This is a genomic window from Actinokineospora sp. NBRC 105648 (assembly GCF_030269645.1).
Taxonomy (GTDB): Bacteria; Actinomycetota; Actinomycetes; order Mycobacteriales; family Pseudonocardiaceae; genus Actinokineospora.
Map to the genome: position 1 here is coordinate 137,592 of NZ_BSTR01000004.1, position 25,630 is coordinate 163,221.

Below are 25,630 nucleotides of genomic sequence, written 5' to 3' on the forward strand. Positions count from 1 at the left end.
GCGTTCAACCCTGCGGGAGGGGACGCATGGCCGGGAGGGATGTCTCGGACGAGGTCGGGGGCGTGCTGGATCCGCACGCCCCCGACCCGCCCGCGTGGGCGCGGATGGCCGCCGCCGAGGTCGTCCGGGCGGGTGAGCCGGACAGCGGCGGGGTGCTGCGCAGGCGGCGGCCGAGCATCGCGCCGATCGTCAGCGTGTCCGACCGGTACCTGGTCGGGCCGCTGGACCTGCGCGCGGTCGAGTTCCCCTACCTGCTGGAGTTCGTCCGCTGCCGGTTCGAACAGCCGCCGGACATGCGCCAGGCCCGGCTCGCGGGCGTCGAGTTCCGCGACTGCTGGCTGCCCGGGTTGCAGGGGCGCAACCTGCGCAGCGACAACGACGTTCAGCTCGTCGACGGCACCGTCGTCGCGGGCACCGTCGACCTGACCGACGGCGAGATCCACGGCACGCTCGTGCTGCGCGGCAGCACCCTGGTCGCCGAGTCGGGGCCCGCCCTGCACGCCGACCGGCTGCAGCTCGCGGGGGCGCTGCTGGCACCGAACCTGACCGCGCGCGGCGAGATCCGCATCCCGGGCCTGCGCACCGGCGGCAACGTCAACTTCGCCGGGGCGCTGCTGGACAACCCGCGCGGGCACGGCATGAACGGCAACGGCGTGCACGTCGGCGGCAACCTGCACCTGTCCCCCGACCCGGCGACCGGCGAACCGTTCCGCTGCAACGGGCAGCTCTTCCTCCCGAGCGCCCGCGTCGACAGCGACTTCTCCCTGCGCGGCGCGCAGCTGACACCGCGCACGGAGCACTCACGGCCACTCCCGCCGGACGACCCGTTCTTCGACCCCAACGCCTGCCTCGTCGCGGACCGCTCGCGGGTGGACGGCAACGTCAACCTCGACCGCGACTTCACCAGCACCGGCACGATCCGCATCGTCAACGCCCACATCGGCGGCTCGCTGCGGCTGTCCCACTCCCGCATCGACCTGTCCGGCGGCGTGGAGTCGTTCGTCGAGCAGGTCGGTTCCGGCCCGCGGCCACCGGGTCCGTACACCGACCGGGCCCTGCACCTCGACGGCACCGACATCCGCGGCGGCATCGACGCCCGCCACCTTCGCGTCGCGGGCCAGGTGCGGCTGGTGGACGTGAAGGTGCAGGGCAGCGCGCTGTTCGACCGGGCGGTGCTGAGCAACCGCTACGGCGACGCGGTCGAGGGGCGCAGGTTCTCCGTCGGCGGCAACCTCGACGGCCGCGCGCTGCTGGTGTTCGGCTCGGTGTTGCTGCCGGGCGCGAAGATCGGGGCGAACCTCGACCTGCGCGGCAGCAGGCTCATCGCGCCGGGCAGCTACGCGCGGGACAAGTCGGCGAAACCGTCGCTGGACCTGCGCGTGTCCCACATCGGCCGCGACCTGGTGTGCGCGGACGGCGCGGAACCGTTCTCCGCGCACGGCGAGATCCGGATGCGCCGCGCGGAGGTCAGCCGGGAGACCAACTTCACCGGCGCCGAGCTCGGCAACGGCCGCAACACGGTGGCGCTGAACGCCTTCGGCGTGCAGACCCAGGAGCTCCGCCTCGACGTCGCGGTCCCGCCGAAGGGCCGCGTCGACCTCCGGCACCTGCGGTGCGCCTTCCTGACCGACAACGCCCGCTTCTGGAACGCCCAGGGCAGGATCGAGCTGGAGGACTTCCGCTACGACGCCCTCGGCACCCCCGTCGAACTCGACGACGACGCCGAGATAGTCCGCCGCCTCCAGTGGCTCCGCCAGGGCATGCGCGACGTCTACCGGCCAGGCCCCTACGAGCAGCTCGCCCACATGCTGCGCGCGGCGGGCAACGAGGAGCACGCCGCCACCGTGCTGGTGGAGAAGCAGCGCCGCCGCTACCAGGCCCTCGCCGACGGCGCCGAACTGGCCGCCCCCGGGATCCGCGCCTGGAGCTGGCTCCAACGCTGGATGGTCGGCTACGGCTACCGCCCCACCCGAGCCCTGGCCTGGCTGCTCGGCTTCCTCATCGCGGGCACGGTGTGGTTCTCGCTGCTGCCCAGGCCGCACGAGATCAACGCCGACGACCACCTGGTGTGGAACCCGGTGCTGTACACATTGGACCTGCTGGTCCCGATCGTCGACTTCGGCCACAAGAACAAGTGGGCCATCGGCGGCGCGGCCCAGTGGATCTCCGCCGTCCTGATAGCCCTCGGCTGGATCCTGGCGACCACGGTCGCCGCGGGCATCACCAGAATGCTGCGCCGGAACACTTAGGAGTGCCGATGACCGAGCCGAACGCCCACGCGAGCGTCGAGATCAGTGCGCCGGCCCAACGGGTCTACGCGTTGGTGAGCGACCTGCCCGGCCTGGCAGACCTGTCCACCGAGTTCGCAAGTGGACGGTGGCTCGGAGACGTGAGCGCGGCGAAGGTAGGCGCCCGCTTCCGTGGCGCGAACCGGCGCGGCGCCCGCCGGTGGTCCACTGTGTCCACCGTGACGGACGCGTCGCCGGAGCGGTTCGCCTTCGAGGTGACCTCCCTCGGCTTAGCGGTCTCACGCTGGCAGTACGACATCGAACCGACCGCGAGCGGGTGCCGGGTAACCGAGAGCACCTGGGACCGCAGGCCGACCTGGTTCCGCCCGATCACGGTGCTGGCAACGGGGGTGAGCGACCGATCGGCGGAGAACCAGCGCAACATCGAAGCCACCCTCGCCCGCCTCAAGACCACCGCCGAACGAGCCTGAAGCCTCTGGCCAGCGCTGCCCAGATCGGTGCCTCCGGCGCGCGATTCCACTGCCGTCGGTGCCCTGGCCGCCCGGACGAGGTGGGGACTTGATCGCCCACACCGCGGGCGTCGAACTACCGTCCTACGGACGTCGTGTTCGCTTCCGACGTGACTACCGCACAACCCCGCCGCTTGTCCCGTGCCGCCGAACCCGTCGGTCGGAATCACACGGTCCGGTACACCTCGCGTCGATGCGCAACTCGCACGACGGTCACCAGGATCCGGGAGTCTTCGACCTGGTAGACCACCCGGTGGTCGCCAATCCGGATGCCCATCACGCCTGCTGGCGCGCGGCAGCCCGGCGGACGAGGATCTGTCCCCAGGGCCGCCACTGCCACCGCGATCTTGCGTCCGGTCTGCATATCGAGCCCGCGGAGCTCCCGTAGAGCGGAAGCCGTCCATTCGATCTCGTAGGACACAGGTCAGGCATCGCCGAACTCGGCGAGCACGCTGTGGTGGGGAACTCGTGGTTCTGCGGAGGCCAGTGCCTCCCGTGCTGCGGCGAGGTCGGCTTCATCTTCGGCCGCTTCGAGCCGCCGGAGATCGTCGATGGGGACGATCGCTGCAACCGGCTGGCCGTGCCCGGTCAGCACAACGCGTTCGTGTGCGTGCTCAACCCGTGAGACGACCTCGCCGAGCTGGTTGCTCGCTACGCTGATCGGCATCTCACGCATGCCCCAAATTGTACGAATTGGGAGAAGTCTGGCCGGTGGGTTGTTCTGCTTCCTGGGCCCGATGTTCTCTGGGCTTGACCTGCCCACATGGTGGGCCGCTGAACACCGCAGTTGCCCTACGCTGTTGGATCCCACCGTGACCTCTCAGAACAACCGCCTGTCGCGTGCCGCCGAGCTGGTCGGTCGCGGTTGGTTGAACACCGGGGGCAAGGACCTGCACCTCGGTGACTTCCGCGGCAAGGTCCTCCTCCTGGACTTCTGGACCTTCTGCTGCATCAACTGCCTGCACATCCTCGACGAGCTGCGCCCCCTCGAGCAGGAGTACGCCGACGTCCTGGTGACCGTCGGCGTGCACTCCCCCAAGTTCGTGCACGAGGCCGATCCGGACGCGCTCGTGGCTGCCGTCGAGCGGTATGACGTGCACCACCCGGTGCTCGACGATCCGGAGTTGACCACCTGGCAGGCCTACGCCGTGAAGGCGTGGCCGACGCTCGTCGTGGTGGATCCTGAGGGGTATGTCGTGCACATCGCCGCTGGTGAGGGGCATGTGGAGGCGTTGCGGCGGGTCATCGCCGAGGTTGTTTCCGTGCACGAGGCCAAGGGCACGTTGCACCGGGGTGACGGGCCCTACGTCCCGCCCGTGCCGCCGGAGACGGAATTGAGATTTCCGGCTAAGGCGGTTGCCTACGGTGACGCCTTGCTGGTCGCGGACACGGCACATCACCGGATCGTGGAGATCCGGGACGAGGTCGTTGCCAAGAGCTACGGCACCGGGGCGCGAGGTCGGCAAGACGGCCAGGACGCCACCTTCTCCGAGCCCTCCGGTATCGCGGTCCTCCCCGACGAGGTCGCGCGCGAGGTCGGCTACCACCTCGTAGTGGCTGACACGGTCAACCACCTCCTGCGTGGCATCAACACCGACACCGGCGTCGTCACCACCGTCGCGGGTACCGGTGACCAGTGGCGTGACGGCTCCACCGACGGTCCCGCCACGGCCATCGACCTCACCAGCCCGTGGGACGTCGTCTGGTGGACCCCCGCCAACGGTGTCGTCATCGCCATGGCGGGCAACCACACCCTCAGCCTCTTCGACCCGCGCGCCAACACCGTCGAGCGCTTCGCGGGCACCACCGTCGAGGGGCTTGCCGACGGGCCCGCCACCGAGGCGTTCTTCGCCCAGACCTCGGGTCTCGCCGCCGCCGAGGACCGCCTCTGGCTGGCCGACTCCGAGACCTCCGCCCTGCGCTGGATCGAGCCCGACCGCTCGGTGCACACCGCCGTCGGCAAGGGTCTGTTCGACTTCGGTCACCGCGATGGCCCCGCCGACCAGGCGTTGCTGCAGCACCCGCTCGGGGTGGCGGTGCTCGGGGACGGGAGTGTCGCGATCGCCGACACCTACAACGGCGCCGTCCGCCGCTACGACCCCGCCACCGGCGAGGTCAGCACGTTGGCGACCGGGCTGGCCGAGCCGTCCGGGATCGCCGTGCACGGGGACGACCTGGTCGTGGTCGAGTCCGCCGCGCACCGGCTCAGTCGGCCGGTGGCCGCCGCGCACCTGGTCCACGGGGAGGCCCACCAGGTGCGCCGCCCGCCGACCGACATCGCGGCCGGGGTGCTGGAGCTGACCGTCGTGTTCACCCCGCCGCCGGGGCAGAAGCTCGACGAGCGCTGGGGTCCCTCGACCCGGTTGGAGGTCACCTCCTCGCCGCCGGAGCTGCTCGTCGAGGGGGCCGGGGTGGGCACCGACCTCACCCGCAAGCTCACCGTCGCGGCCGGTGTGACCGAGGGCGTGCTGCACGTCGTCGCCCAGGGGGCCAGCTGTGACGACGACAGCGCCGAGCACGGCGCGTGCCACCTGACCAGGCAGGACTGGGGTGTGCCGGTGCGCGTCACCGACTCGGGAGCGACCAGGCTGCCGCTGGTGATGGGCGGTCTCGACGAGCGGCCCGAGCACGGCTGAATCGACGGCACGAGCAGGCGGTTACCATTCCTCGGTGCCGGAACCCAAGCTTGAGATCCAGATGCTGCACGACCGGATCCTGGTGCGGCTCACGCCGGAGGAGGGGGAACGGCGCAGCTCCGGCGGCATCGTCATCCCGGCGACCGCGCAGGTCGCCAAGCGGCTGGCCTGGGCGGATGTGCTCGGGGTCGGCACCAATGTGCGCACCGTCAAGGTCGGCGACCGCGTGCTGTTCAACCCCGAGGACCAGTTCGAGGTAGAGGTCCACGGGCAGGCCTACCTGGTGATGCGCGAGCGGGACGTGCACGCCATGGCCACCGAGCGCACTGAACACGGGACCGGGTTGTACCTCTGAGGGGAAAGGTGGGCCGTGCCGGACGAGGAGAACTGGCCGGGCGGGGCCAGATGGCCGGAGTCGCACGCGGAGCAGACTGATGTGCTGCCCCGGATTCCGGCCGCGGGGACGCCGTGGGAAGGCGTCACCGGGCAGATCCAGCCGGTCGGGCAAGAGCCCGAGGCGGCGAAGAAGAGCTTCAAGAAGCCCGCGATCATCGCCGGGGCGGTGCTCGGCGGGCTCGCCCTGCTCTACGGCATCGACCTGGCTGTGAGCAGCGGGAACGTGCCGCGCGGGGTCACCGTGGCGGGGGTCGAGGTCGGCGGCCTGTCGCAGGCCGAGGCCGAGCGCGCGCTGCGCGAGAAGATCGAGCCGAGGCTCACCCAGCCGGTGGCGCTGAAGATGGGCGCGGTCGAGGACAAGCTCGACCCGACCAAGGCAGGCCTCAAGCTGGACTGGCAGGCGACCCTGGACCAGGCGGGCGACCAGCCGCTGAACCCGTTCACCCGGATCAGCTCGCTGTTCAGCAGCCGCGAGGTCGGGGTGGTCACCGGCACCGACGAGGCCGCGCTGACCGCCGACGTCGACCGGCTCAAGGCCGCGGGGGCGCGCACGCCCGCCGAGGGCGGGATCAAGTTCGAGGGTGCCGTGCCGACCGCGGTCGAGCCGGTGCCCGGCCAGGAGCTCGACGTCGCCAAGGCCCGCCAGGTCATCCTGGACGGCTGGGTCGGCGGCAAGCCGCTGGAACTGCCGGTGACCAGCACCCCGGTCAAGACCACGTCGGACGGTGTGCGGTCGGCGCTGGGCTTCGCCAAGACCGCCACGGGCAGCCCGGTGACGGTCAAGGGCGAGGGCAAGGACGCCAAGATCGAGCCCGCCGTGATCGCCGCCGCGCTCACCTTCGAGCCCGGCGACGGCGGTGGCCTGACCCCGAAGCTCGACCTGGTCAAGGTCACCGACGCGGTGCGCCCGCAGCTGGTCTCCACCGAGAAGGAGGGCAAGGACGCGCAGGTCGTGTTCGAGGGCGGCGCGCCGTCGGTCACCCCCTCGGTGGACGGCATGGGGGTCAAGTACGACACCGCGTTCGCCCCGCTGCTCGACGTGCTGGGCAAGCCGGACGGCCGCGAGATCAAGGTCGAGTACGCCAAGACACCGGCGAAGGTGACCACCGAGCAGGCCAACCAGCTCGGCATCAAGGAGGTCATCGGCGAGTTCAGCACCAAGGGGTTCGCGGTGGACTCCGGGGTGAACATCCGGCAGGTGGCGCAGAAGGTCAACGGCGCCATCGTCAAGCCGGGTGAGACGTTCAGCCTCAACGGCTACACCGGTCCGCGCACCTCGGCCCAGGGCTACGTCGAGGCGGGCGTGATCAAGGACGGCGCCCCCGGCCGCGAGGTCGGCGGTGGCATCTCGCAGTTCGCGACCACGCTGTACAACGCGTCGTACTTCGCCGGGCTCAAGGACGCCGGGCACAAGGAGCACAGCTACTACATCAGCCGTTACCCGCCCGCGCGCGAGGCGACGGTGTTCCAGAACCACGACGGCAGCAGCGTCATCGACCTCAAGTTCACCAACGACGCCACGACCGGGATCGCGATCCAGGCGATCTGGACCCCGTCGTCGATCACGGTGAAGATCTGGGGCACCAAGCGCTACACCGTCGAGTCGGTCACCGGCGGCCGCAGCGCCGAGACGCCGCCGCAGGAGAAGCCGGGCCCGACGACGGGCAAGTGCTCCCCCAGCACCGGCGCGCCGGGCTTCACCACCTCCGACACCCGCGTGCTGCGCGACGCCGCCTCCGGCCGCGAGGTCCGCCGGGACACCCGGACGGTGAAGTACAACCCCCAGCCGAAGATCATCTGCGCGCCCGCGGCCCCACCGCCGCCCCCGGCGCCCGCAGGCTGACCCTCGCGCGCGAAGAGCCCTCGCTCCCGTCAACCGGAGCGAGGGCTCTTGCGTTCGTCCGTCAGTGCCGGGCCGCGTGCCCGCGACCGCTCTTGCCGTAGATCCCCGCGACCAGCGTCACGGCGACCACGGCCACGATCACCTGCAGCACGATCTCCAGGAAGTCGATCCCCGACGTCTTGTCCCAGCCGAACGGCTTGGCCAAGAGGGTGCCGACGAACGCGGCCACGATCCCGGTCAGGATCGTCAGCCACCACGGGATCCGCTGCTCACCGGGCGCGAGCGCCCGGCCGACCACGCCGAGGATGGCCCCGACGACGATCGCGCTGATAATTCCGCCGATTCCCATGCGAGTACCTCGCTCTCCGGGCGGAACCGCCCATGGGGCCCAGCGTCGCACCGCAGGTTTGACCGCGCCCCCCAGGTGACACCTCTACCTCGGCATACCCACCCGATCGGGTGACACCCAAGCCGAGGAGGACGCCCGATGACCAGCGCGGCGAACACAGCCAGACAGGCGCACGACAACAGCGCCGTCAAGGTGCTGGGCAAGGCGGGCATGGCCTGCTACGGCGCTGTCTACGTGATCGTGGCGTACCTGGCGGTCCAGGTGGCGGTCGGCGGCGGCGGTCAGCAGGCGAACCAGACCGGGGCACTGCAGGAGATCGCGGGCACCCCCTTCGGCGCTGTGGTGCTGTGGGTCCTGGCCGTCGGTCTGCTGGCCTTCGGCCTGTGGCAACTGCTGATGGCCGCCTTCAGCTACCAGTGGATCGAACAGGGCCGAAAGCGCGTCTTCAAGAAGATCGGCGCCGTCGTCCGCGGCGTCGTGGGCATTTCCCTGGGCATCTCCGCGATCCGCATCGCCTCCGGCAGCGGCGGCCAGAACGGTGACCAGAAGCAGAAGGAGTTCACCGCCCGAGTCATGGAACTGCCCGCGGGCCGGATCCTGGTCGGCATCATCGCCCTGGTCGTCATCGGCGCGGGTGTGGCGAGCATCGTCTCGGGAGTGCGCAAGTCCTTCATGAAGGACCTCGACACCAGCGAACTCCCCTCCGGCACCCAGCGCTGGGTGCGGAAACTGGGCATGATCGGCTACATCGCCAAGGGAGTCGGCATCGGCATCGTCGGCATCCTGCTCGGCATCGCCGCGATCGACGCGAAACCGGGCGAGGCAGGCGGCCTGGACTCGGCACTGCGAACACTGGCGGCACAGCCGTTCGGCACCTTCCTGCTGATCGCGGTGGCCCTGGGCTTCGCGGCCTTCGGTGCTTACTGCTTCGCGGCAGCCCGCGCACACCGCACCTGACAGGCAAGCGCACCTGACAAGCAAGCGAACGGCGGCGGTCCCCGGGCAGGGTGACCGCCGCCGTTCGTGCGATCGAGGGTTGGGGATCGAGGGTTGGCGAACCAGCCACAACTTCCCCGCCCTGCCCTTTCTTTTAATCCCCAATCTCTCAATCCCTAATTCTCTAATCTCTAAATCTCTAAATGCCGAGCCCGCTGGTACGCAACACCCGTTACGTTTGTGCTCGATTGGGTGGACTGCCTTCGTGTGGGGGGAGGCGACCGCTAAACTTGCCTCAGTGGTGGGGATGCCCTTCTCCCCACGCTTTTTCCCCACGCGGTCGCCTAGGGGCCCCGCGCGAAGGCAGTCCAGCCAATCGAGCCTCGCTCTTACTTGGGCAGCCCACACGGTGTGCCGCACGTCGACCTACGGTCGACCGTCTTCGGCGGCTCATCGCTGGGGCTGCCCGAGGAAAAGACGGGTGCTCGATCTAGTGAACTCGCTTCGTGTGGGGCCCCTAGAGCACCGCGGTGGAGAGAAAAGGGCAGGTAAGGGCATCCCCACCCACGGCAAGTTTAGCGGCACTCTCCCCCCACACGAAGCGAGTCCACTAGATCGAGCATTCGTAACGGGTGTTGCGTACCAGCGGGCGCCGGTTCAAGGATCTGAAAATAAGAGCAGGAAAAATAAGGGCGGCGCCGAACTGGTGTCCGGCGCCGCTTCGTTTCCTTTTTCTCGTTGTTGTCTTGCTTTTAGAAGGCTGCTTCGTCGATGTCCATGAGGTCGTTGTCCGCCGTCTCGACGATCTTCCGTGCGGCCGAGAGTTCCGGCAGGACGTTCTTCGCGAAGAACGATGCCACCGCGATCTTGCCCTCGTAGAAGTTCTTGTCCTTGCCGGTCACACCCGCGTCCAGCCGGGCGATCGCGATCTCCGCCTGCCGCTGCAGCAGCCAGCCGACCAGGAGGTCGCCGGTGGCCATGAGCAGGCGGACGCTGTGCTGGCCCACCTTGTAGATGCTGCGCGGGTCCTCCTGCGAGGCGGTCAGGTACTGCACCAGCGAGCCCAAGATCCCCTGGACGTCCTCGAGTGCCTGCTTGAGCAGCGCGCGCTCCTGCTTGAGCCTGCCGTTGCCGCCCTCGGCGTCGATGAACTTGGTGATCTCGCCCGCGATGAAGGCCAGGCCCTGGCCCTTGTCGCGGACGATCTTGCGGAAGAAGAAGTCGAGGGACTGGATGGCGGTGGTGCCCTCGTAGAGCGAATCGATCTTCGCGTCCCGGAGGTACTGCTCGATCGGGTAGTCCTGCAGGAAGCCGGAGCCGCCGAGGGTCTGCAGGGACTGGACCAGTTGTTCGGTCGCGCGCTCGGAGCCGACGCCCTTGACGATCGGGAGCAGGAGGTCGTTGACGCGTTCGGCGAGCTTGAGCGAGTCCTCGTCGCCCTCGCGGGTCCAGAGCTGGTCCTGGAAGGTGGCGTTGTACAGGTACACCGCGCGCAGGCCCTCGGCGTAGGCCTTCTGCAGCATGAGGCTGCGGCGGACGTCGGGGTGGTGGGTGATGGTGACCCGCGGTGCCGCCTTGTCGAGCATGTTCGGCAGGTCGGCGCCCTGGACGCGCTCCTTGGCGTAGCCGAGCGCGTTGAGGTAGCCGGTCGAGAGGGTGGCGATGGCCTTGGTGCCGACCATCATCCGGGCGTACTCGATGACCTGGAACATCTGCGCGATGCCGTCGTGGACCTCGCCCAGCAGCCAGCCCTTGGCCGGGGTGCCGTGCTGGCCGAAGGTGAGCTCGCAGGTCGTGGAGACCTTCAGGCCCATCTTGTGCTCGACGTTGGTGACGAAGGCGCCGTTGCGCTCGCCGAGTTCGCCGGTCTCGGTGTCGAAGTGGAACTTGGGCACCAGGAACAGGCTCAGGCCCTTGGTGCCGGGGCCGTGGCCCTCGGGGCGGGCGAGCACCATGTGCATGATGTTCTCGGTGAGGTCCTGGTCGGCGGAGGTGATGAACCGCTTCACGCCCTCGATGTGCCAGCTGCCGTCGTCCTGCTTGATCGCCTTGGTCCGGCCCGCGCCGACGTCGGAGCCCGCGTCCGGTTCGGTGAGGACCATGGTCGCGCCCCAGGCGCGGTCGATCATCAGCTGGGCCCAGCGCTGCTGCTCCTCGGTGCCGTTCTTCTTCGTGATCATGGCGAAGTTCGGGCCCGCCATGTACATGAACAGCGCCGGGTTCGCGCCCAGGATCAGCTCGGCGGCCGCCCACTGCACGGTCGGCGGCAGGCCGAAGCCGCCCAGGTCGTCGGTCAGGCCCAGGCGCCACCACTCGCCGTCCCAGAGGGCCTGGTAGGACTTCTTGAACGACTCGGGCAGGGTCGCGCTGAACGTCTTCGGGTCGTACACCGGCGGGTTGCGGTCGGCGTCGACGAACGACTCGGCCAGCGGGCCCACCGCCAGCTTGTTCAGCTCGACGAGCACCCCGCGCGCGGTGTCCTCGTCCGACTCGGCCAGGACGCCCTTGCCGAGGCGTTCCTGCACCTTGAACACCTCGAACAGGTTGAACTCGAGGTCGCGGACGTTGCTCTTGTAGTGGCCCATCTCGTTGCTCCGTGTCCTCACGCTGGTGCGGGTAAGTCCCCCCGCGAGCAGAGCTGACGCTACTCACCGGTAACAAAAGTGTATTACCGACCGGTAGCCCCGGCAAGGAGATTGCACCGGATCACCCCGCCGAACCTGTGCTCCGGCTCACCTGCTGGGCGACCAGCACGCCGGTCTTGAAGGCCACCGCGACGGCGTGCGTGCGGTCCCGTGCGCCCAGCTTGCGCAGGATGCTCTTGACGTGGGTGCGGACGGTCTCCACCGAAACGTAGAGGATCTTGGCGATGGCCTGGTTCTCCAGCCCGTCGGCGATCAGCGCCAGCACCTGGAACTCGCGCCGGGACAGCGGCTGCCGGTCGCCGTCGCGCACCACCGCCAGCCTGCCGCGCGGCGGGGCGACCGTCTTGGCCAGCGCCGGGTCGACGTAGCGCCGGGTCTCCAGCGCGGCCCGGATCGCCTCGACCAGCTGCGGCGGTTCGACCGTGCGCGGGATCACCCCGTGCACCCCGGCGGCGATGGCGGTGGCCACGTACTGCGTGGTCCGGTGCGCGTCGCGGACGAGGACCACCACGACGAGCTCCGGGTGGGCCGCGGCCAGCGTGGCGCTCAGGTGGCTGCGCGGGTCGAGCCCGGAGTCGATGAGGGCCAGGTCGGGCCGGTAACGCTCGGTGAACTGGACCGCCCCCTGCGGGGTGTCCGTCGCGCCGAGCCACCGCAGTCCCGGCGTGCGCAGTATCAACGCCGACAGGCCCTCGCGGAACAGGGGGACACCGTCGACGAGCGCGACCGTCGGGCCGCCGCCCCTTGGCCCGCCGGGGACGGCGGCGCGGTTGGCGGTACTGCGTGGCATACGTGGTCCTCCAGCTGTCTTCACTCGTCCGAGTAAGTGCGACGCTCAGGCCCAGCGGTCGTGACGTGCGGTTTTGGGAATTCGGACCGTTTCGTCGTCAAGGTCACCCACAGGGGTGAGGATGGCGGTGTGATCCGTGTTACATACATCGCTCCGTGGTTGGCTGGTGTGTCCGGACACGGCCAGCCAGGTCACGAACCGGTCGGTAGGCCCCCGAACGGGTAGGAACCGTCGGTCGTCGGGGATAGGGTCGAGACTCCGGAGTGACCAGTCGGATGCCGAGCGTGGGCGGCGTGACCGAGCAGGGGGCTACGTGGAAGCGGGCGCGGTGCGCAATGCGGACGAGTGGTTCCGGCTCATGGTCGAGACAGGTCTGGCCCCCGGCTTGCGCGCGCTGGGTCTGACCGGCACCGGCAGGCAGTTCCGCGTGGTCCAGGACGCGCACGTCGGGCAGGTGTCGATCCTGCAGTCGACCAAGCCCAGCGCCTACTCGACCCGGTTCACCCTGTCACTGAGCGTGACCGCCACCGACGAGTGGGCGGCGCAGCTGCGCATCCGGCCGTACGCGCGGGCCGCGGGACACCAGGGCTCGGGCTGGCAGGAGCGCATCGGCAACCTGATGCTGGTCGGCGGCGGCGTCCCGATCGGCGACCTGTGGTGGAAGATCGAGGCGGGCAAGCCGTTCGCCTCGCTGTCGGACGAGGTGCTGACCGCGGTGCGCGAGTTCGGCCTCCCGGCGATCCGCGACCAGATCCGCGCGCGTGTCAGCTGAGGAGAACCCGGACTACCTGCGCGCCCAGCTGCTCACCTACCTTGGCAACAAGCGGAACCTGCTCGGCCCCATCGACGCCGCCGCCCGCGTCGTGCGCACCCACCTCGGCCGCAAGCTCCGCGTCCTGGACGCGTTCTCCGGTTCCGGGGTCGTGTCCCGCGCGCTCAAGCAGCACGCGAGCCAACTCGTCGCCAACGACATCGAGGACTACGCCCGCGCCGTCAGCGAGTGCTACCTGACCAACGCCTCCGAAGTCGATCTGGTGTCGCTGACGGCCCTGGTGGATCACCTGAACGAGCAGGTAACCCACCACCCGACCGAGGGCTTCCTGCGCAGGCTGTACGCACCCCGCCACGACCACGACATCGCACCGGGCGAACGGGTCTTCTACACGGCCGCCAACGCCGCCCGATTGGACACCTACGCGGGCTTGATCCGCGAGGTGGACCCCACTCTTCGCCCGCTGCTGCTAGGCCCCTTGCTCTCCGCGGCGTCGATCCACGCGAACACAGCCGGAATCTTCAAAGGCTTCTACAAAGACCGCGCCACCGGCGTAGGCCGCTTCGGCGGCAGTGGTAAAGACGCATTGTCGAGAATCACCGGCGAAATCCGCCTCTTCCCACCGGTGCTGAGCAATTTCTCCTGCGACTACGCCGTATTGCAGCGCGACGCCAATACCCTGCCGGATGTCCTGCACGACCTGGACTTGGCCTATCTCGACCCGCCGTACAACCAGCACCCGTACGGCTCGAACTACTTCATGCTCAACCTGCTGGTCGACTACACCGAGCCGCGCGACCTCAGCCCCGTCTCCGGCATCCCCACCAGCTGGCGCCGATCCGGCTACAACGCCCGGAAGCAGGCCCCCGACCTGCTGGCCGACCTCGTCACCAGGGTCCCCGCCCGCTTCCTGCTGATCTCCTTCAACAACGAGGGATTCATCAGCCCGACCCACCTGACCGAACTCCTGCACACGGTCGGCACGGTCACGGAGTTCACCACGCAGTACAACACCTTCCGCGGGAGCCGAAACCTACGCGGTCGGAATCTGCACGTGACCGAGCACCTGTACCTGGTGGACCGGCAAAAAGAAATCAGGATGCCACCCGTACCCCTGGTGACACCCTGACGCTTGAGCGGATGACGGGAATCGAACCCGCGTATTCAGCTTGGGAAGCTGATGTTCTACCATTGAACTACATCCGCGCGATCTGAAGATCGACCACAGCCTACACGGCGGGACCGCTGTCGTCACACGCGGGGCGTGGGTGGATGCGAAGGTGCTGGTCACCGGATCGTGGAGGACCTACCGTCTAGGGATGACGACACTTGGTGATGGTGGTACTACCGAGCGGGACATCAGGCCGGGATCGTTGTTGGCGGGGGCCCGGCTCATCGCGGCGCTGAACACCGAGAATCGGATCTTCCGGGCGGGGACGTGGGATCCGGGTCAGATCCACGGGGCGGGCTACCAGGTTCGGCTGGCCGACAACCGCCTGGCTTTCCCCGGGGGGTCGGGTTCCGGCAAGCACGTGGTGATCGGCGAGGATGGGCACCGTTCGGGTTTCGCCCTCGAGCCGGGTGGTACCGCCCTGGTCTCCACCCAGGAGCGGTTCTCGTTGGACTTCACCATCTCCGCGCTGATCGGTCCGCGGTTCCGGTCGGCGATCAAGGGCTTGCTGGTGTTGCACGGCATGGTCGCCCACCCCGGTTTCGGCAGGCGGCTCAACGAGGACGGCGAGTGGGTCCCGAAGGAGGACGAGCGCCTCTGCCTGGTCATCATCAATGTCGGGTCCGAGCCCGAGTACCTCCGTGCTGGGGACCCGATTGCCTACCTGCAGTTCTTCGAGGTCGACCCGGTTCCGGACCCGGTCCCGATCAAGAACGCCGGGTTCGATGACCTCTACGCCAGGCTGTTCGAATCCGACTCGGCCGGCGGCGGGCTGGGGTACTTCAAGATCATCTATGACGTTCAGCGGAAGGTCGACGACGCCAGGCTGCTCGCGGAGAAGCAGGCTGAGGAGTACGAGAAGCGGGAGAAGGTGCTCCAGGTCAAGGTCGACGCCGCGGTGGCGGCCGTCGACCGGGTGCGCAACTCCACCGACAACGTGGTGGTCTTCGGGGTCTTCCTGGTGGCCGTCACCCTGCTCGGGGTGGTGCTGACCACGCTGGTCGGGGTGGTGCAGAAGATCGGTGACTTCGAGCTGTGGAAGGTCATCACGGTCGCGGCGTTGTCGCTGGTCTTCACGGGGACGGCAGTGGCGGGTGTGTGGTTGGTCGCCAAGAGTGCGCGAAAAGGCCTGGAATCGCCCGTGAACAAGCAGGGCTGACCCCCGTCGAGAGTGGCGGTGGGGCGCTCCGCGCCGGCGGTGCAAGACTAGCCGCGTTGGCGGGGATCCCCGAGGCTGCCAGAGGCGGGTGAGGTTGATGGGCGACGACAGGCTGGACGCGCTTCTCGAGGACGCGGCCAACTTCGACGACCGGTACGTGCGCACCCACGACGAGATCACCGCGTTGGTCGAGGTGCTCAAGGACCAGGGTCGCAAGATCGTGCTGACCAGCGGTTCCTTCGACGTGCTGCACGAGGGCCACTCGATGTACCTGGAGGCCGCGCGCGCCCTGGGCGACTTCCTGATCGTCGGGGTGGACAGCGACGCCAAGATCCGGCACCGCAAGGGGCCGAGCAGGCCCGCGGTGCCCGAGCTCGAGCGGCTGCGCATGGTCACCCACCAGCGCGGGGTCGGCATCGTGACGCTCAAGCGCCAGGAGGACCCGCGCTGGAGCCTGATCCGGGCCGTGCAGCCGGACGTGCTCGTCGCCACCGCCGACACCTACTCGGCGGCCGAGATCGCCGAGCTGGAGAACGACGGCTACTGCGGGCGGGTCGAGGTCAAGGAGCGGATGGCCACCATCAGCACCTCCGCCCGGCTGCGCCTGGTGCAGCTCGACCTGGCCAAGCGGCTGACCGACCAGATCGCCGAGCGGCTGCCCGACCTGGTCGCCTCGATCACCGACGAGATGCTCGCGCCGTCGTGCCCGCCCAGCTGATGCTCTACCTGCCGGTTTTGCACGCCGGCTACGAGCGCCTGGTCGAGAAGCACTCCGCGCTGGGCGCCGAGGTGCTGTTGCTCGGCCGCGGTTTCGGTGAACGCTATCCCGTGGTGCGCAAGGGAATCCGGGCCCTCGACCCCAAACGGGTCGTGGAGTACCTGTGCGCGGTCGATGGATCGCTGCGCGTCTCGGTGGTCGAGCCGGAGGACCTGCCCGCGCGTGTCAGCGGGCCCACCCTGTTCCTGCCCGACGAGACGCTGATGCGCGACATCGTGCGCGACTTCCGGCTGCGTGAGCGGGCCGAGGTGTCCTTCGACGCGAGTGTGCTGCTGCGCTGGGACCGCAAGCAGAGCAAGACCGCCACCGTCCCGCAGGTCGCGGGCGTGGTGAGCACCGACAAGCTCGCCCAGCGGTACAGCGCGCTGGCCAAGGAGCTCGGCGGCTTCAGCCCCGACTGGTGGCGCCAAGTGGGCGCGGTCGCCGTGCGCGACGAGGTCGTGCTCGCCACGGCGTACAACACGCACCTCCCGTCCGAGTACGAGCTCTATGCGCATGGTGACCCGCGCGATGCTTACCGTAAGAAGCAGCGCCTAGACCTAACGACCGCGTTGCACGCCGAAGCCACCGTTATCGGCCACGCCGCGCGCGATGGGGTCAGCCTGCGCGGTGCCGACATGTACGCCTCCACGTTTCCCTGCCCGTCGTGCGCGCGGCTGATCGTGGCCGCGGGGTTCGCGCGGTGCTTCTTCGCCGAGGGCTATTCGATGCTCGCGGGCGACCAGCTCATGCGCGAGGCGGGCATCGAGGTGTTCTCCGTCGACCTCGGCGAGCACGTCGAGCGGCAGCTCTCCCTCGACGATCTCTCCGGCGACCTGGCTACCGACCCGGCCGGGAACTGAGCTTGAACCGCACCGGCTGGTGCTCCGGGTCGGTCACCGCGCCGACGATCACGTGCACGTGGACGTGCTCGATGGTGCCGCCGGTGTACTCGCACGGCCCGCAGCGCGCGCCCAGGCCGTAGAACTCCAGCTCGAAGGTGTCGCGCACCCAGGACAGCGCGGTCCAGAAGTCGTTGCGCGCCTCGGTGGGCAGGTCGAGCAGGTCGGCGACGTGGATCGTCGGCACGAGCAGCAGGTGGTTCTGGGTGCCCGCGTACGGGTACCGGTTCGGCGTGACGCTCCACCAGGACGTGCGGTGCAGCAGCCGCTGCTCGGGCTCGTTCGCGAGGTTGTCCGGGCAGAACAGGCAGATCCCGGACCGCTCCAGCCGGTGCATCTCCTCGAGCTGGCCGGGGTCGCGGTGGTTGCCGGTGTAGTACAGGGTCATCGCCGGTAGTCCAAGAAGGAGTACGCGGGGCGGTCGCCGTCGGCGGGGTGGCTTTCCTCGCGCACCAGGGTGAACGGGTCGAGCCAGCCCGCGGGCATGAAGGCGTCGCCGTCGATCTCGGCGTGCACGCGGGTGAGCAGCACATCGTCGACGGCGTGCAGCAGTTGCGTGTAGACGGATGCGCCACCGGCCAGGTAGGCGACCGGGGTACCGAGCTCGGCGCTGATCTTGACCGCTCGGTCGAGCGCGGCTTCCGGGTCCGACACCACGGTCACCAGGTCGCTGTCGCTGGTGTAGCCGCCGTGCGACAGGACGACGGTGCGCCTGCCCGGCAACGGCTTGCGCAGTCGCGCCTCGATGGAGCGCTGCGTGACGCTGCCCATGACCACCACGTGCCCGAGGGTGGCGGCCTTGAACCTGGCCAGGTCGCCCGGCAGGTGCCAGGGCAGGTCGCCGTCCCGGCCGATCGCGTCGTTCTCGGCCGCCGCGACGATGAGCGCGAGTCTCATGAGGCCACCGGGATGTCGCGCACGCTCGGGTGCGGGTGGTAGTCGGCGAGCTCGAAGTGCTCGCCGCGGAAGTCGTGGATGTCCTTGACCTGAAGCCCCGCCTCGGTGAGGCGCACCGCGGGGAGCCTGCGCGGCTCCCGGGTCAGCAGCTCCTCGACGGCCGGGATCTGGTCCTCGTAGATGTGCGCGTCGGAGATCGTGTGGTAGTACGCCGCGGCGCGCAGACCGGTGAGCTGCTCGAGCATGAGCGTCAAAGCGCCGTACTGCACCATGTTCGACGGCACGCCCACCGGGAGGTCGCCGGAGCGCTGGAACATGTGCAGGTGCAGCCCGTCATTGATCACCCGAACGTGTACCCAGCCGTGGCAGGGCGCGATCGTCGTGCGCGGGGTCTTGCCGGTGCCGCGCACCTGGTACTGCGGGATCCACGGGCTGACGAAGTGGGTCCGGTCGGCCGGCAGCTCGGTGAGCTGCTCGACCAGGTGCTTGAACTGGTCGAACGGCGGGCCCTCGGCGGTCGGGAAGTCGTGGAACGCGCCGCCGTAGGAGCCGGGGCCGATGTCGCCGGGGGCCAGGCCCTTCGGCTCGGTCTTCGCCGGGGTGGTCCACTGTCCCCACCAGTCGCACCCGAACTCGGCCAGCTCGTCGGTGGTGGTGGCGCCGTTGATGAACGCGCACAGCTCACCGATCGGCTTGCGCCAGAACGACTTCAGGCTCCGCTCGGTGATCAGGGGGAAACCCTGCGCGAGCGGGAAGGTCATCGTCTGCTGCATCAGCGTCAGCGCGCGCGGTCCCTGCCGGGTGGCGGTGAACTCACCCTGCGCCAACACCCGCGCCAAGACGTCGCGGTACTGCGTGGCGATCGGCCGATCCGGCTCGGGTAGGTACTGCACTCGCGCCACTCTAGGAGACCCGCCTCTCCACCGGGGTCAGAGGTACCGCGATGGCCGGTAGTACGGCCGCCAGCAGCAGGGCCCATGGCCAGCTCACCGCGGTGACCACGGCCGCGAACGCCGGCGCGACGGCCAGCGCCATACCGTTCTGGCCGGTGTTCTGGATGCCCAGCGCGCGACCCGCCCAGTGTGGACCGGCGAGCTCGGCGGTGGCGGTGAAGGCGAGGCCGTTGTCGGTCACCGAGATGACCATCGCGAGGATCAGGCCGGTGACCGCGAGCCACGGTGACACCAGGTCGCCGAGCGCCCACAGCAGGACCGACGCGCAGGCCGCGAACGCGATCTGGCGCATCGGCCGCATCCGGCTGCCGACCCGGTCCGACCACGCCCCCGCGCCGATCCGGCCCGCCGCGCCGAGGATCTGGACGACGGCCAGCACGGCCCCCGCGGTCACCGGGCTCCAGCCCTGCTCGGAGACCAGGTAGGTCAGGGCGAAGGTGGCCGTGACGAACTGCGGCCCGACCAGGAGCGCGCTCGCCGCGTGCACCCGCCACAGAGGCGTTGTGCCATAAGGGGAACGGGTCTCGGCGACGTGCTTCGCCGGTGTGCGGGGCGGGTCTTCCAGGAAGAACCCGACCACCACGGCGATGACCAGGCAGAGGCCCGCCGGGATGACCAGCGACCAGCGGTAGCCCCACGCCTGGGCGGCGGGCGGCAGGGTCAGGGCGGCGAAGCCGATGCCGATCGGGGTGCAGGTCTGCCGGATCCCCATGGCCAGCCCGCGATCGGTGGTGAACCACCCGAGGATGGCCCGGCCGCTGGCGGCACTGATGGACGCGGAGAACACGCCGGCGATGGCCAGCATCACCGCGAGGGTGGGAATGCCCGGGAGAACGGCGGCGGCCAAGCCCGCCAAGCCGGTGCCCGCCATGCCGATGGTCATCACGACCCGCTCACCGAAGCGGTCGGCGGCCGCGCCCCAGGCGATCAGCGCGACCAGGACACCCAGAACCGGTGTGACGGCAAGGGTTCCAGCGGCGGTGAGGGAGAGACCTTCGGCGGCTCGAAGGGCCGGGATGACGAACGGCAGACCGTAGACCAACGCCGTGGTGGCCGCCTGCGCGGCGACCGCGACCGTCAAGATCCCCCAGCGTCCCATGTTAATTACGGTAGCTAATGGTTCCTGGGATGTGGAAGGACTGTCTCATTGGATGGACAGAAGAAGATCCTGCGCATCGCAGCGGGAGGCCGACCCCGCTGGAACGCAACACCCGCTGCGGATGCTCGATCTAGTGGCGCGTGCGGTGGAGTGCCGTTTTCGTTGCCCGAGTAAGAGCGGGGCTCGATCTAGTGAACTCGCTTCGTGTGGGGCCCCTAGAGCACCGCGGTGGGAAAGAAGGGCGGGTGAAGGGCATTCCCACCACACGGCGAGTTTAGCGGTGCTCTCCCCCCACACGAAGCGAGTCCACTAGATCGAGCATCCGTAGCGGGCCTTGCGTGCCAGCCGGGTCGGCCTCACCGCTGCGGTTGAGTGGGGTGGCTTTTCCGCTGCGGTTGAGGGGAATGAACTGCGGTGGCTCAGGCTGTTGTGGACTTGTCCTCTTCGGACAGTGGGGTGCCGGTGCCGACCTCGTCGGTGGGGGTGTCGGCGGGTTCGGTGGGGGTTCGCTTGACTGAGGCCAGCAGGAGTTGGGCCACGTCCACCACCTCCACGTGCTCGCCCGCCAGTCCGTCCGCCTGCCTGGCCGTGACGCCGTCGGTCAGCATCACGCGGCAGAACGGACAGCCGGTGGCGATCTTGGACGGGGCCGTTCCCAGTGCCTCGTCGACGCGTTCCACGTTGATCCGCTTGCCGATGCGCTCTTCCATCCACATCCGTGCACCGCCCGCGCCGCAGCACATCGAGCGGTCGCCGTGGCGGGGCATCTCGCGCAGCTTCGCGCCGGAGGCGCCGACGAGTTCGCGGGGGGCCTCGTAGATCTTGTTGTGCCTGCCCAGGTAGCACGGGTCGTGGTAGGTCACGTCCTCGGCGACCGGGGCCACCGGTACCAGGCGCCGTTCGCGGACCAGCTTGTTGAGGAGTTGGGTGTGGTGCACGACCTCGTACTTGCCGCCCAGTTGCGGGTACTCGTTCGCCAGCGTGTTGAAGCAGTGCGCGCAGGTCACGACGACCTTGCGCTTGCCCGCCTCGCGGCCCTCGAAGACCGTGTTGATCACTTCGACGTTCTGCTGGGCCAGCATCTGGAACAGGAACTCGTTGCCCGCGCGCCGGGCCGGGTCGCCGGTGCAGGTCTCCTCCGAGCCGAGGACGACGTAGCTCACTTCAGCCATGTGCAGCAGCTCCGCGACCGCGCGGGTGGTCTTCTTGGCGCGGTCCTCGAAGGCGCCCGCGCAGCCGACCCAGAACAGGTACTCGGCGTCGCCGAGCTCGCCGTCGAAGACCGGGACCTCGAAGTCCAGCTCCTTGGTCCAGGCCAGCCGGTCCTTGGCGTTCTGGCCCCAGGGGTTGCCCTTGTTCTCCAGGTTCTTGAACATCCCGCCCAGCTCGGAGGGGAAGTTCGACTCGATGAGCACCTGGTAGCGGCGCATGTCGACGATGTGGTCGACGTGCTCGATGTCCACCGGGCACTGCTCCACGCACGCGCCGCAGGTCGTGCAGGACCACAGGACCTCGGGGTCGATCACGCCCAGCTCGTCGACGCCGCCGATCAGCGGGCGCTCGGCCTCGGCCAGCGCCAGCACGTCGATGCCGGCGTGCGGGTTGTCCCCGGTCAGGCCGATCTCGTCGCCCGCCATGTCCTTCTTGCCGCCCGCGAGCAGGTACGGGGCCTTGGCGTAGGCGTGGTCGCGCAGCTGGGTGATCATCAGCTTCGGGGACAGCGGCTTGCCGGTGTTCCACGCCGGGCACTGCGACTGGCAGCGGCCGCACTCGGTGCAGGTGGTGAAGTCCAGCCAGCCCTTCCAGGAGAAGTCCTCGACCTTGCCCGCGCCGAAGACGTCGGTCTCCGGGTCGGCCTCCTCGAAGTCGAGGACCTTGCCGCCGGAGGTCATCGGCTTGACCGCGCCCAGCGCGACGCCGCCGTCGGCCTCCCGCTTGAAGTAGATGTTGAAGAAGGCGCTGAACCGGTGCCAGGCCACGCCCATGGTCATGTACTTGGCGACCACGTACACCCAGACCATCGCGCCCATCAGCTTGACGAACGCCAGCACCGAGACCAGGTTCGGGCTCGCGGGCAGCAGGTCGCCGATCGGGTTGGTGACGAAGGCCGCCCAGGTCGGCACCTCCTCGACACCGGGCAGCGCGGACTTGGCCGCCCGCACGCCCAGGATGCCGATCCCCTCGAAGATCACCACGGCCTCGACGAAGTAGGCCTGCCAGGCGTTCGAGCCCTGGAACCTCGACACCCGGTCGGCCCGGCGCGGGTGGTTGCGCTGCCGGATCACCGCCAGCGCCACCCCGCCGACGACGGTGCCCAGGCCGAGCAGCTCCATCAGCAGGTGCCACAGGCTCCAGTGGTCCAGCACCGGCCAGCCCCAGCTGGGCACGAAGACCTCGCCGTAGGCCTCGAACAGCGCGGCCGAGCCGATCAGGAAGCCCCACATCACCAGCCAGTGCCACGGGCCCACGTGCCGGAACTTGTTCATCCGGGTGTGCGCGGCGAACTCCTTGACCAGGGTGCGCATCCGGGGCACGAACGGGCCGTTGCGGGTGGCGTCGGGCTGCCCGAGCCGCACGATGGCGACCATCCTGGCCACCGTGCGGACGAACAGGCTCCAGGCCACGAGGCTGATCGCGACCGCGACCAGGCCCAGTGTCAGCTGCACGGCACCCATCTGGTGGTGACCTTCCTTCGGTTGGCTTCCGGGGCGGGACCCTACGCCTTCTTACTGGCCGGTAACCGGGTTGGTGAAGCCTAAGTCGGGCAAGTGTGGCGCACACCTCGTCAACAACCTGGACGTTCGTACAGGTAGTTTGCCGCTGTGCACCCGCTCATCTTGCTCGCGATCACCGTGGTCGGCTCGTCGGCACGGCTGCGGCCGGGCTACCGGCGGGTCGACGGCCGCAAGACCCGCGGCGAGCGCAAACGCCAGGAGATCACCGAGGCCACGCTGCGGGTGATCGAGCGCGACGGGGTCGCGGGCGTCTCGCACCGCACCGTCGCGCGGGAGGCGGGCGCGTCCGCCGCGTCGGTCACCTACCACTTCGCCACGCTCGACGAACTGCTCGTCGACACCCTGGTCTGGTCGGCCGAGCGGCTGGCCGCCCAGGTGCGCGACCTGATCGAGACCAGTCGGATCAAGGGCGGCAGGCCCGCGGGCGCGGTCGCCGAGATGCTGGCCGAGGCGCTCGGGCCGGAGCGCGCGCGGACCATGGCGCAGTACGAGCTCTACCTGCTCGCCGCCCGCAGGCCCGCGCTGCGACCGGCCGCCCGGCTGTGGCTGGACGTGCTGGCCAGCCTGGGCCGCCAACCGGACGAGGTCGGCTTCCGGGCGTTCCTCGCCGCGGTCGACGGGGTGCTCGTGCAGGGCCTGATCGACGACGAGCCACCCACCGCGGCCGAGCTGCTGCCGGTGGTCGAGCACCTGCTCGAACCACTCCGTTGAGCCGGTTGATCTACCCCGTGAGAGGTAGGTCGAACTGCGACCGTGGGGCGATGGCAGCGCGCCCGGCCAGCCATAACCTGGCTCTATGGTCAAAAGAGCGCTGCTGGCAGCCGTGATCGCGACCGCGGCGCTGGTGACCCCGGCCGTCGCGGCCACGCCGAGCACCATCGCGGTCCCCCGGCCGACCGGGCGCTACCCGGTGGGCGCGAGCACCCTGCACCTGGTCGACAAGGCGCGCACCGACCCCTGGGCGGGCGGGCCGCGCGAGCTGATGATCACGCTGCGGTACCCCGCGTTGCCTGCGGGTCGACCCGCGCCGTACGCGACCGTTCCCGAGGTCACGGCGCTCTTGGCGGACCAGGGCATCCCGGTCGACGCGGCACTGGTGGCGGGCACGCGGACGAACGCGCGGGTCGACGCGCCGCCGCTGCCCGGGCGCCGTCCGCTGGTGATCCTCTCCCCCGGCTTCGGCCTGCCGCGGTTCACGCTGACCGGGCTGTCGGAGGACCTCGCCTCGCACGGCTACGTCGTGGCCACCGTCGACCACGCCTACGAGAGCGTGGGGATGGCGCTGCCCGACGGCAGGCTCCTGGGGTGCGAGGCCTGCGAGGTCGTCGACGGCACCAACGCCCACCTGGTTCCCGAGACCCGCGCCAAGGACGTCACCTTCCTGCTCGACCGCCTGCTGACCTCCCGCTACGCCCGGCTGATCCATCCCAGGCAGATCGGGATGGCCGGTCACTCGATCGGCGGCGCCGCGGCGGTCGAGGCCATGCGCACCGACCGCCGCGTCCGCGCGGGGGCCGACTTCGACGGCACGATCTTCACCCCGGCCACGCTCGACCGGCCGTTCCTGCTGGTGGACTCGGACCGGCCCGCGGACCCGAGCTGGACCGCCGCCTGGCCCGAGCTGACCGGCCCGAAGGGCTGGCGCACCGTCGCGCACGCCAACCACGGCTCGTTCCACGACGTCGCGGCCCTGGCGCCCCAGCTGGGCTTCCCGGACGACCCGGCACTGCCCGGGGCGCGCGCCACCGAGATCACCCGGGGCCTGCTGTTGTCCTTCCTGGACCGCTACCTCAAGGGCGTCCCGGTGCCCGAACCGCACTACCCGGAGGTCCGCGACAGCGCCCCGAACAGCGCTGATCGCGCTGGGCTGCCCCCACAGGGGTAGGGACAACCTCAGGGCGGAGTCGGGGGCGTCCCTGATTCATCGGGACGAGCAGCCGCCATAGCGTCGTGTCGTAGCAGTTTTCTGGCTGAGGGGTGAGTGATGGCGCCGAGGAACGTTTCGGGTCAGCGGAGGATCGTGCTGGGGGTGTCCGTCGCGGGGGTGGCGGTCGTGGCGTCACTGGTGGGCGCTTGCGGTCTCGCGCCCGAGAAGTTCACCGACGACGCGGGGGTCGGGCAGACCATCCGCTCGGTGCGGGTCGGGACCGAGTCGGGGTCGGTCAAGATCCGCACCGGGTCGTCGACCTCGGTGCACCGCGACGTCTCGTACGCGAGCACGAGACCGGGTCCGACCCACCACGTCGAGGGGGACGTGCTGGTGCTGGGCGGCTGCGAGGTGCGCAACTGCTGGGTCGACTACGAGGTCGTCGTCCCCGAGGGGGTGTCGGTGTCGGGGGACGTCGACTCCGGCTCGGTGGACGTCGAGGGGGCCTCGACGGTCAACCTGCGGGCCAGTTCGGGGCGGGTGGCGGTGCGCAGGGCCTCCGGTGCGGTCAACGTCGTGGCGGACTCCGGGTCGGTCGACCTGGTCGACGTCAAGGGCAAGGTCGCGGTCGAGGCCAGCTCCGGGGACGTCTCGGTGCGGGACATCGGCGGTGACGCCACCCTGCGCGCCCAGTCCGGCACGGTCGAGGCCCAGGGGGTGAGCGGCTCGACCAACGCCGAGGCGTCCTCGGGCAGCATCACCGTGCGGCTGGCCAAGGTCGGCGGCGTGCACGCCAACGCCGACAGCGGCTCGGTGAACGTGATCGTGCCCAAAGGCGACTACCGGGTGACCGCGCACGCCGACAGCGGGGACGTGGACAACGCCATCGGCGACCACCTCGACTCGCCCAACCACCTCGACCTCGCCGCGGGCAGCGGGGACATCACCATCAGGTTCGGCTGAGC

The 25,630-nt window shown here is 69.6% G+C and carries 24 protein-coding genes and 1 tRNA gene; 14 read left to right on the forward strand and 11 right to left on the reverse strand.

The window, feature by feature from the left end; translation table 11 throughout:
- Positions 1 to 26: 26 nt before the first annotated feature.
- A complete protein-coding gene (locus QSK30_RS05535; RefSeq protein ID WP_285500091.1) occupies positions 27 to 2,249 on the forward strand; it encodes a hypothetical protein in 2,223 nt (740 codons plus the stop codon).
- Positions 2,250 to 2,257: 8 nt separating this feature from the next.
- Positions 2,258 to 2,719, forward strand: coding sequence for an SRPBCC family protein (locus QSK30_RS05540; RefSeq protein WP_285500092.1), 462 nt, complete (start codon positions 2,258 to 2,260; stop codon positions 2,717 to 2,719).
- A 205-nt stretch (positions 2,720 to 2,924) separates the two neighbouring features.
- Here the strand turns inward: QSK30_RS05540 and QSK30_RS05545 are convergent, their stop codons facing one another.
- Entirely contained in the window at positions 2,925 to 3,179 is a 255-nt protein-coding gene (locus tag QSK30_RS05545) for a type II toxin-antitoxin system RelE family toxin (RefSeq protein ID WP_285500094.1), read from the reverse strand.
- 3 nt (positions 3,180 to 3,182) lie between these two features.
- Entirely contained in the window at positions 3,183 to 3,434 is a 252-nt protein-coding gene (locus QSK30_RS05550) for a type II toxin-antitoxin system Phd/YefM family antitoxin (RefSeq protein ID WP_285500096.1), read from the reverse strand.
- A 61-nt stretch (positions 3,435 to 3,495) separates the two neighbouring features.
- Between QSK30_RS05550 and QSK30_RS05555 the strand changes: the two genes are divergently transcribed.
- From QSK30_RS05555 to QSK30_RS05565, 3 genes are all read left to right on the forward strand, one after another.
- A complete protein-coding gene (locus QSK30_RS05555; RefSeq protein ID WP_285500098.1) occupies positions 3,496 to 5,394 on the forward strand; it encodes an NHL domain-containing thioredoxin family protein in 1,899 nt (632 codons plus the stop codon).
- A 61-nt stretch (positions 5,395 to 5,455) separates the two neighbouring features.
- Positions 5,456 to 5,749 carry a GroES family chaperonin gene (locus QSK30_RS05560; RefSeq protein ID WP_285500408.1) on the forward strand — a complete coding sequence of 98 codons (294 nt, stop codon included), beginning with the start codon at positions 5,456 to 5,458 and terminating at the stop codon, positions 5,747 to 5,749.
- A 15-nt stretch (positions 5,750 to 5,764) separates the two neighbouring features.
- Positions 5,765 to 7,633, forward strand: coding sequence for a VanW family protein (locus QSK30_RS05565; protein ID WP_285500099.1), 1,869 nt, complete (start codon positions 5,765 to 5,767; stop codon positions 7,631 to 7,633).
- A gap of 61 nt (positions 7,634 to 7,694) precedes the next feature.
- Here QSK30_RS05565 and QSK30_RS05570 read toward each other — a convergent pair whose 3' ends face one another.
- On the reverse strand, positions 7,695 to 7,982 hold the full coding sequence (locus QSK30_RS05570) for a GlsB/YeaQ/YmgE family stress response membrane protein (RefSeq protein ID WP_285500100.1): 288 nt from the start codon (positions 7,980 to 7,982) through the stop codon (positions 7,695 to 7,697).
- Positions 7,983 to 8,120: 138 nt separating this feature from the next.
- Between QSK30_RS05570 and QSK30_RS05575 the strand changes: the two genes are divergently transcribed.
- Complete coding sequence (locus QSK30_RS05575; RefSeq protein ID WP_285500101.1) at positions 8,121 to 8,939, forward strand: DUF1206 domain-containing protein; 819 nt, start codon at positions 8,121 to 8,123, stop codon at positions 8,937 to 8,939.
- Positions 8,940 to 9,670: 731 nt separating this feature from the next.
- On the opposite strand, the gene QSK30_RS05580 is transcribed toward QSK30_RS05575, so the two are convergent.
- Both QSK30_RS05580 and QSK30_RS05585 read right to left on the reverse strand, forming a co-directional pair.
- Entirely contained in the window at positions 9,671 to 11,503 is a 1,833-nt protein-coding gene (locus tag QSK30_RS05580) for an acyl-CoA dehydrogenase (protein WP_285500410.1), read from the reverse strand.
- Positions 11,504 to 11,624: 121 nt separating this feature from the next.
- Positions 11,625 to 12,353, reverse strand: a complete 729-nt coding sequence (locus tag QSK30_RS05585; protein ID WP_285500102.1) for a LuxR C-terminal-related transcriptional regulator — start codon at positions 12,351 to 12,353, stop codon at positions 11,625 to 11,627.
- A gap of 313 nt (positions 12,354 to 12,666) precedes the next feature.
- On the opposite strand from QSK30_RS05585, the gene QSK30_RS05590 reads away from it, so the two are divergent.
- Complete coding sequence (locus tag QSK30_RS05590) at positions 12,667 to 13,125, forward strand: hypothetical protein (RefSeq protein ID WP_285500103.1); 459 nt, start codon at positions 12,667 to 12,669, stop codon at positions 13,123 to 13,125.
- Positions 13,115 to 14,254, forward strand: coding sequence for a DNA adenine methylase (locus tag QSK30_RS05595; RefSeq protein ID WP_285500104.1), 1,140 nt, complete (start codon positions 13,115 to 13,117; stop codon positions 14,252 to 14,254). The genes QSK30_RS05590 and QSK30_RS05595 overlap by 11 nt, the downstream gene beginning before the upstream one ends.
- A 6-nt stretch (positions 14,255 to 14,260) precedes the next feature.
- On the opposite strand, the gene QSK30_RS05600 is transcribed toward QSK30_RS05595, so the two are convergent.
- A tRNA-Gly gene (locus tag QSK30_RS05600) sits at positions 14,261 to 14,331 on the reverse strand.
- A 113-nt stretch (positions 14,332 to 14,444) separates the two neighbouring features.
- On the opposite strand from QSK30_RS05600, the gene QSK30_RS05605 reads away from it, so the two are divergent.
- The 3 genes from QSK30_RS05605 (at position 14,445) to QSK30_RS05615 (ending at position 17,075) form a co-directional block, all read left to right on the forward strand.
- The gene (locus tag QSK30_RS05605; RefSeq protein WP_285500105.1) at positions 14,445 to 15,455 is read left to right on the forward strand and encodes a dCTP deaminase domain-containing protein; all 1,011 of its coding nucleotides are present in this window, start codon (positions 14,445 to 14,447) and stop codon (positions 15,453 to 15,455) included.
- A 97-nt stretch (positions 15,456 to 15,552) separates the two neighbouring features.
- Positions 15,553 to 16,173 (forward strand): adenylyltransferase/cytidyltransferase family protein, encoded by a 621-nt coding sequence (locus QSK30_RS05610; RefSeq protein WP_285500106.1) that lies wholly within the window; start codon positions 15,553 to 15,555, stop codon positions 16,171 to 16,173.
- Positions 16,158 to 17,075 (forward strand): deoxycytidylate deaminase, encoded by a 918-nt coding sequence (locus tag QSK30_RS05615; RefSeq protein WP_285500107.1) that lies wholly within the window; start codon positions 16,158 to 16,160, stop codon positions 17,073 to 17,075. The genes QSK30_RS05610 and QSK30_RS05615 overlap by 16 nt, the downstream gene beginning before the upstream one ends.
- Here QSK30_RS05615 and QSK30_RS05620 read toward each other — a convergent pair.
- From QSK30_RS05620 to QSK30_RS05640, 5 genes are all read right to left on the reverse strand, one after another.
- Entirely contained in the window at positions 17,053 to 17,502 is a 450-nt protein-coding gene (locus QSK30_RS05620) for an HIT family protein (protein WP_285500109.1), read from the reverse strand. The two genes, QSK30_RS05615 and QSK30_RS05620, sit on opposite strands and share 23 nt — an antisense overlap.
- Positions 17,499 to 18,011, reverse strand: a complete 513-nt coding sequence (locus QSK30_RS05625) for a dihydrofolate reductase (protein WP_285500111.1) — start codon at positions 18,009 to 18,011, stop codon at positions 17,499 to 17,501. Before QSK30_RS05625 ends, QSK30_RS05620 begins: the two co-directional genes overlap by 4 nt.
- The gene (gene thyA / locus QSK30_RS05630) at positions 18,008 to 18,904 is read right to left on the reverse strand and encodes a thymidylate synthase (protein WP_285500113.1); all 897 of its coding nucleotides are present in this window, start codon (positions 18,902 to 18,904) and stop codon (positions 18,008 to 18,010) included. The genes QSK30_RS05625 and thyA overlap by 4 nt, the downstream gene beginning before the upstream one ends.
- Before the next feature lie 10 nt (positions 18,905 to 18,914).
- A complete protein-coding gene (locus QSK30_RS05635) occupies positions 18,915 to 20,063 on the reverse strand; it encodes an MFS transporter (RefSeq protein ID WP_285500114.1) in 1,149 nt (382 codons plus the stop codon).
- A gap of 419 nt (positions 20,064 to 20,482) precedes the next feature.
- Positions 20,483 to 22,738: a (Fe-S)-binding protein gene (locus QSK30_RS05640; RefSeq protein WP_285500116.1), complete on the reverse strand. Its 2,256-nt coding sequence runs from the start codon at positions 22,736 to 22,738 to the stop codon at positions 20,483 to 20,485.
- 177 nt (positions 22,739 to 22,915) lie between these two features.
- On the opposite strand from QSK30_RS05640, the gene QSK30_RS05645 reads away from it, so the two are divergent.
- From QSK30_RS05645 to QSK30_RS05655, 3 genes are all read left to right on the forward strand, one after another.
- Positions 22,916 to 23,509 carry a TetR/AcrR family transcriptional regulator gene (locus QSK30_RS05645; protein ID WP_285500412.1) on the forward strand — a complete coding sequence of 198 codons (594 nt, stop codon included), beginning with the start codon at positions 22,916 to 22,918 and terminating at the stop codon, positions 23,507 to 23,509.
- An 85-nt stretch (positions 23,510 to 23,594) separates the two neighbouring features.
- Positions 23,595 to 24,683, forward strand: a complete 1,089-nt coding sequence (locus QSK30_RS05650) for an alpha/beta hydrolase family protein (RefSeq protein ID WP_285500118.1) — start codon at positions 23,595 to 23,597, stop codon at positions 24,681 to 24,683.
- 135 nt (positions 24,684 to 24,818) lie between these two features.
- On the forward strand, positions 24,819 to 25,628 hold the full coding sequence (locus tag QSK30_RS05655) for a DUF4097 family beta strand repeat-containing protein (protein ID WP_285500120.1): 810 nt from the start codon (positions 24,819 to 24,821) through the stop codon (positions 25,626 to 25,628).
- The last annotated feature ends 2 nt before the right edge of the window (positions 25,629 to 25,630 follow it).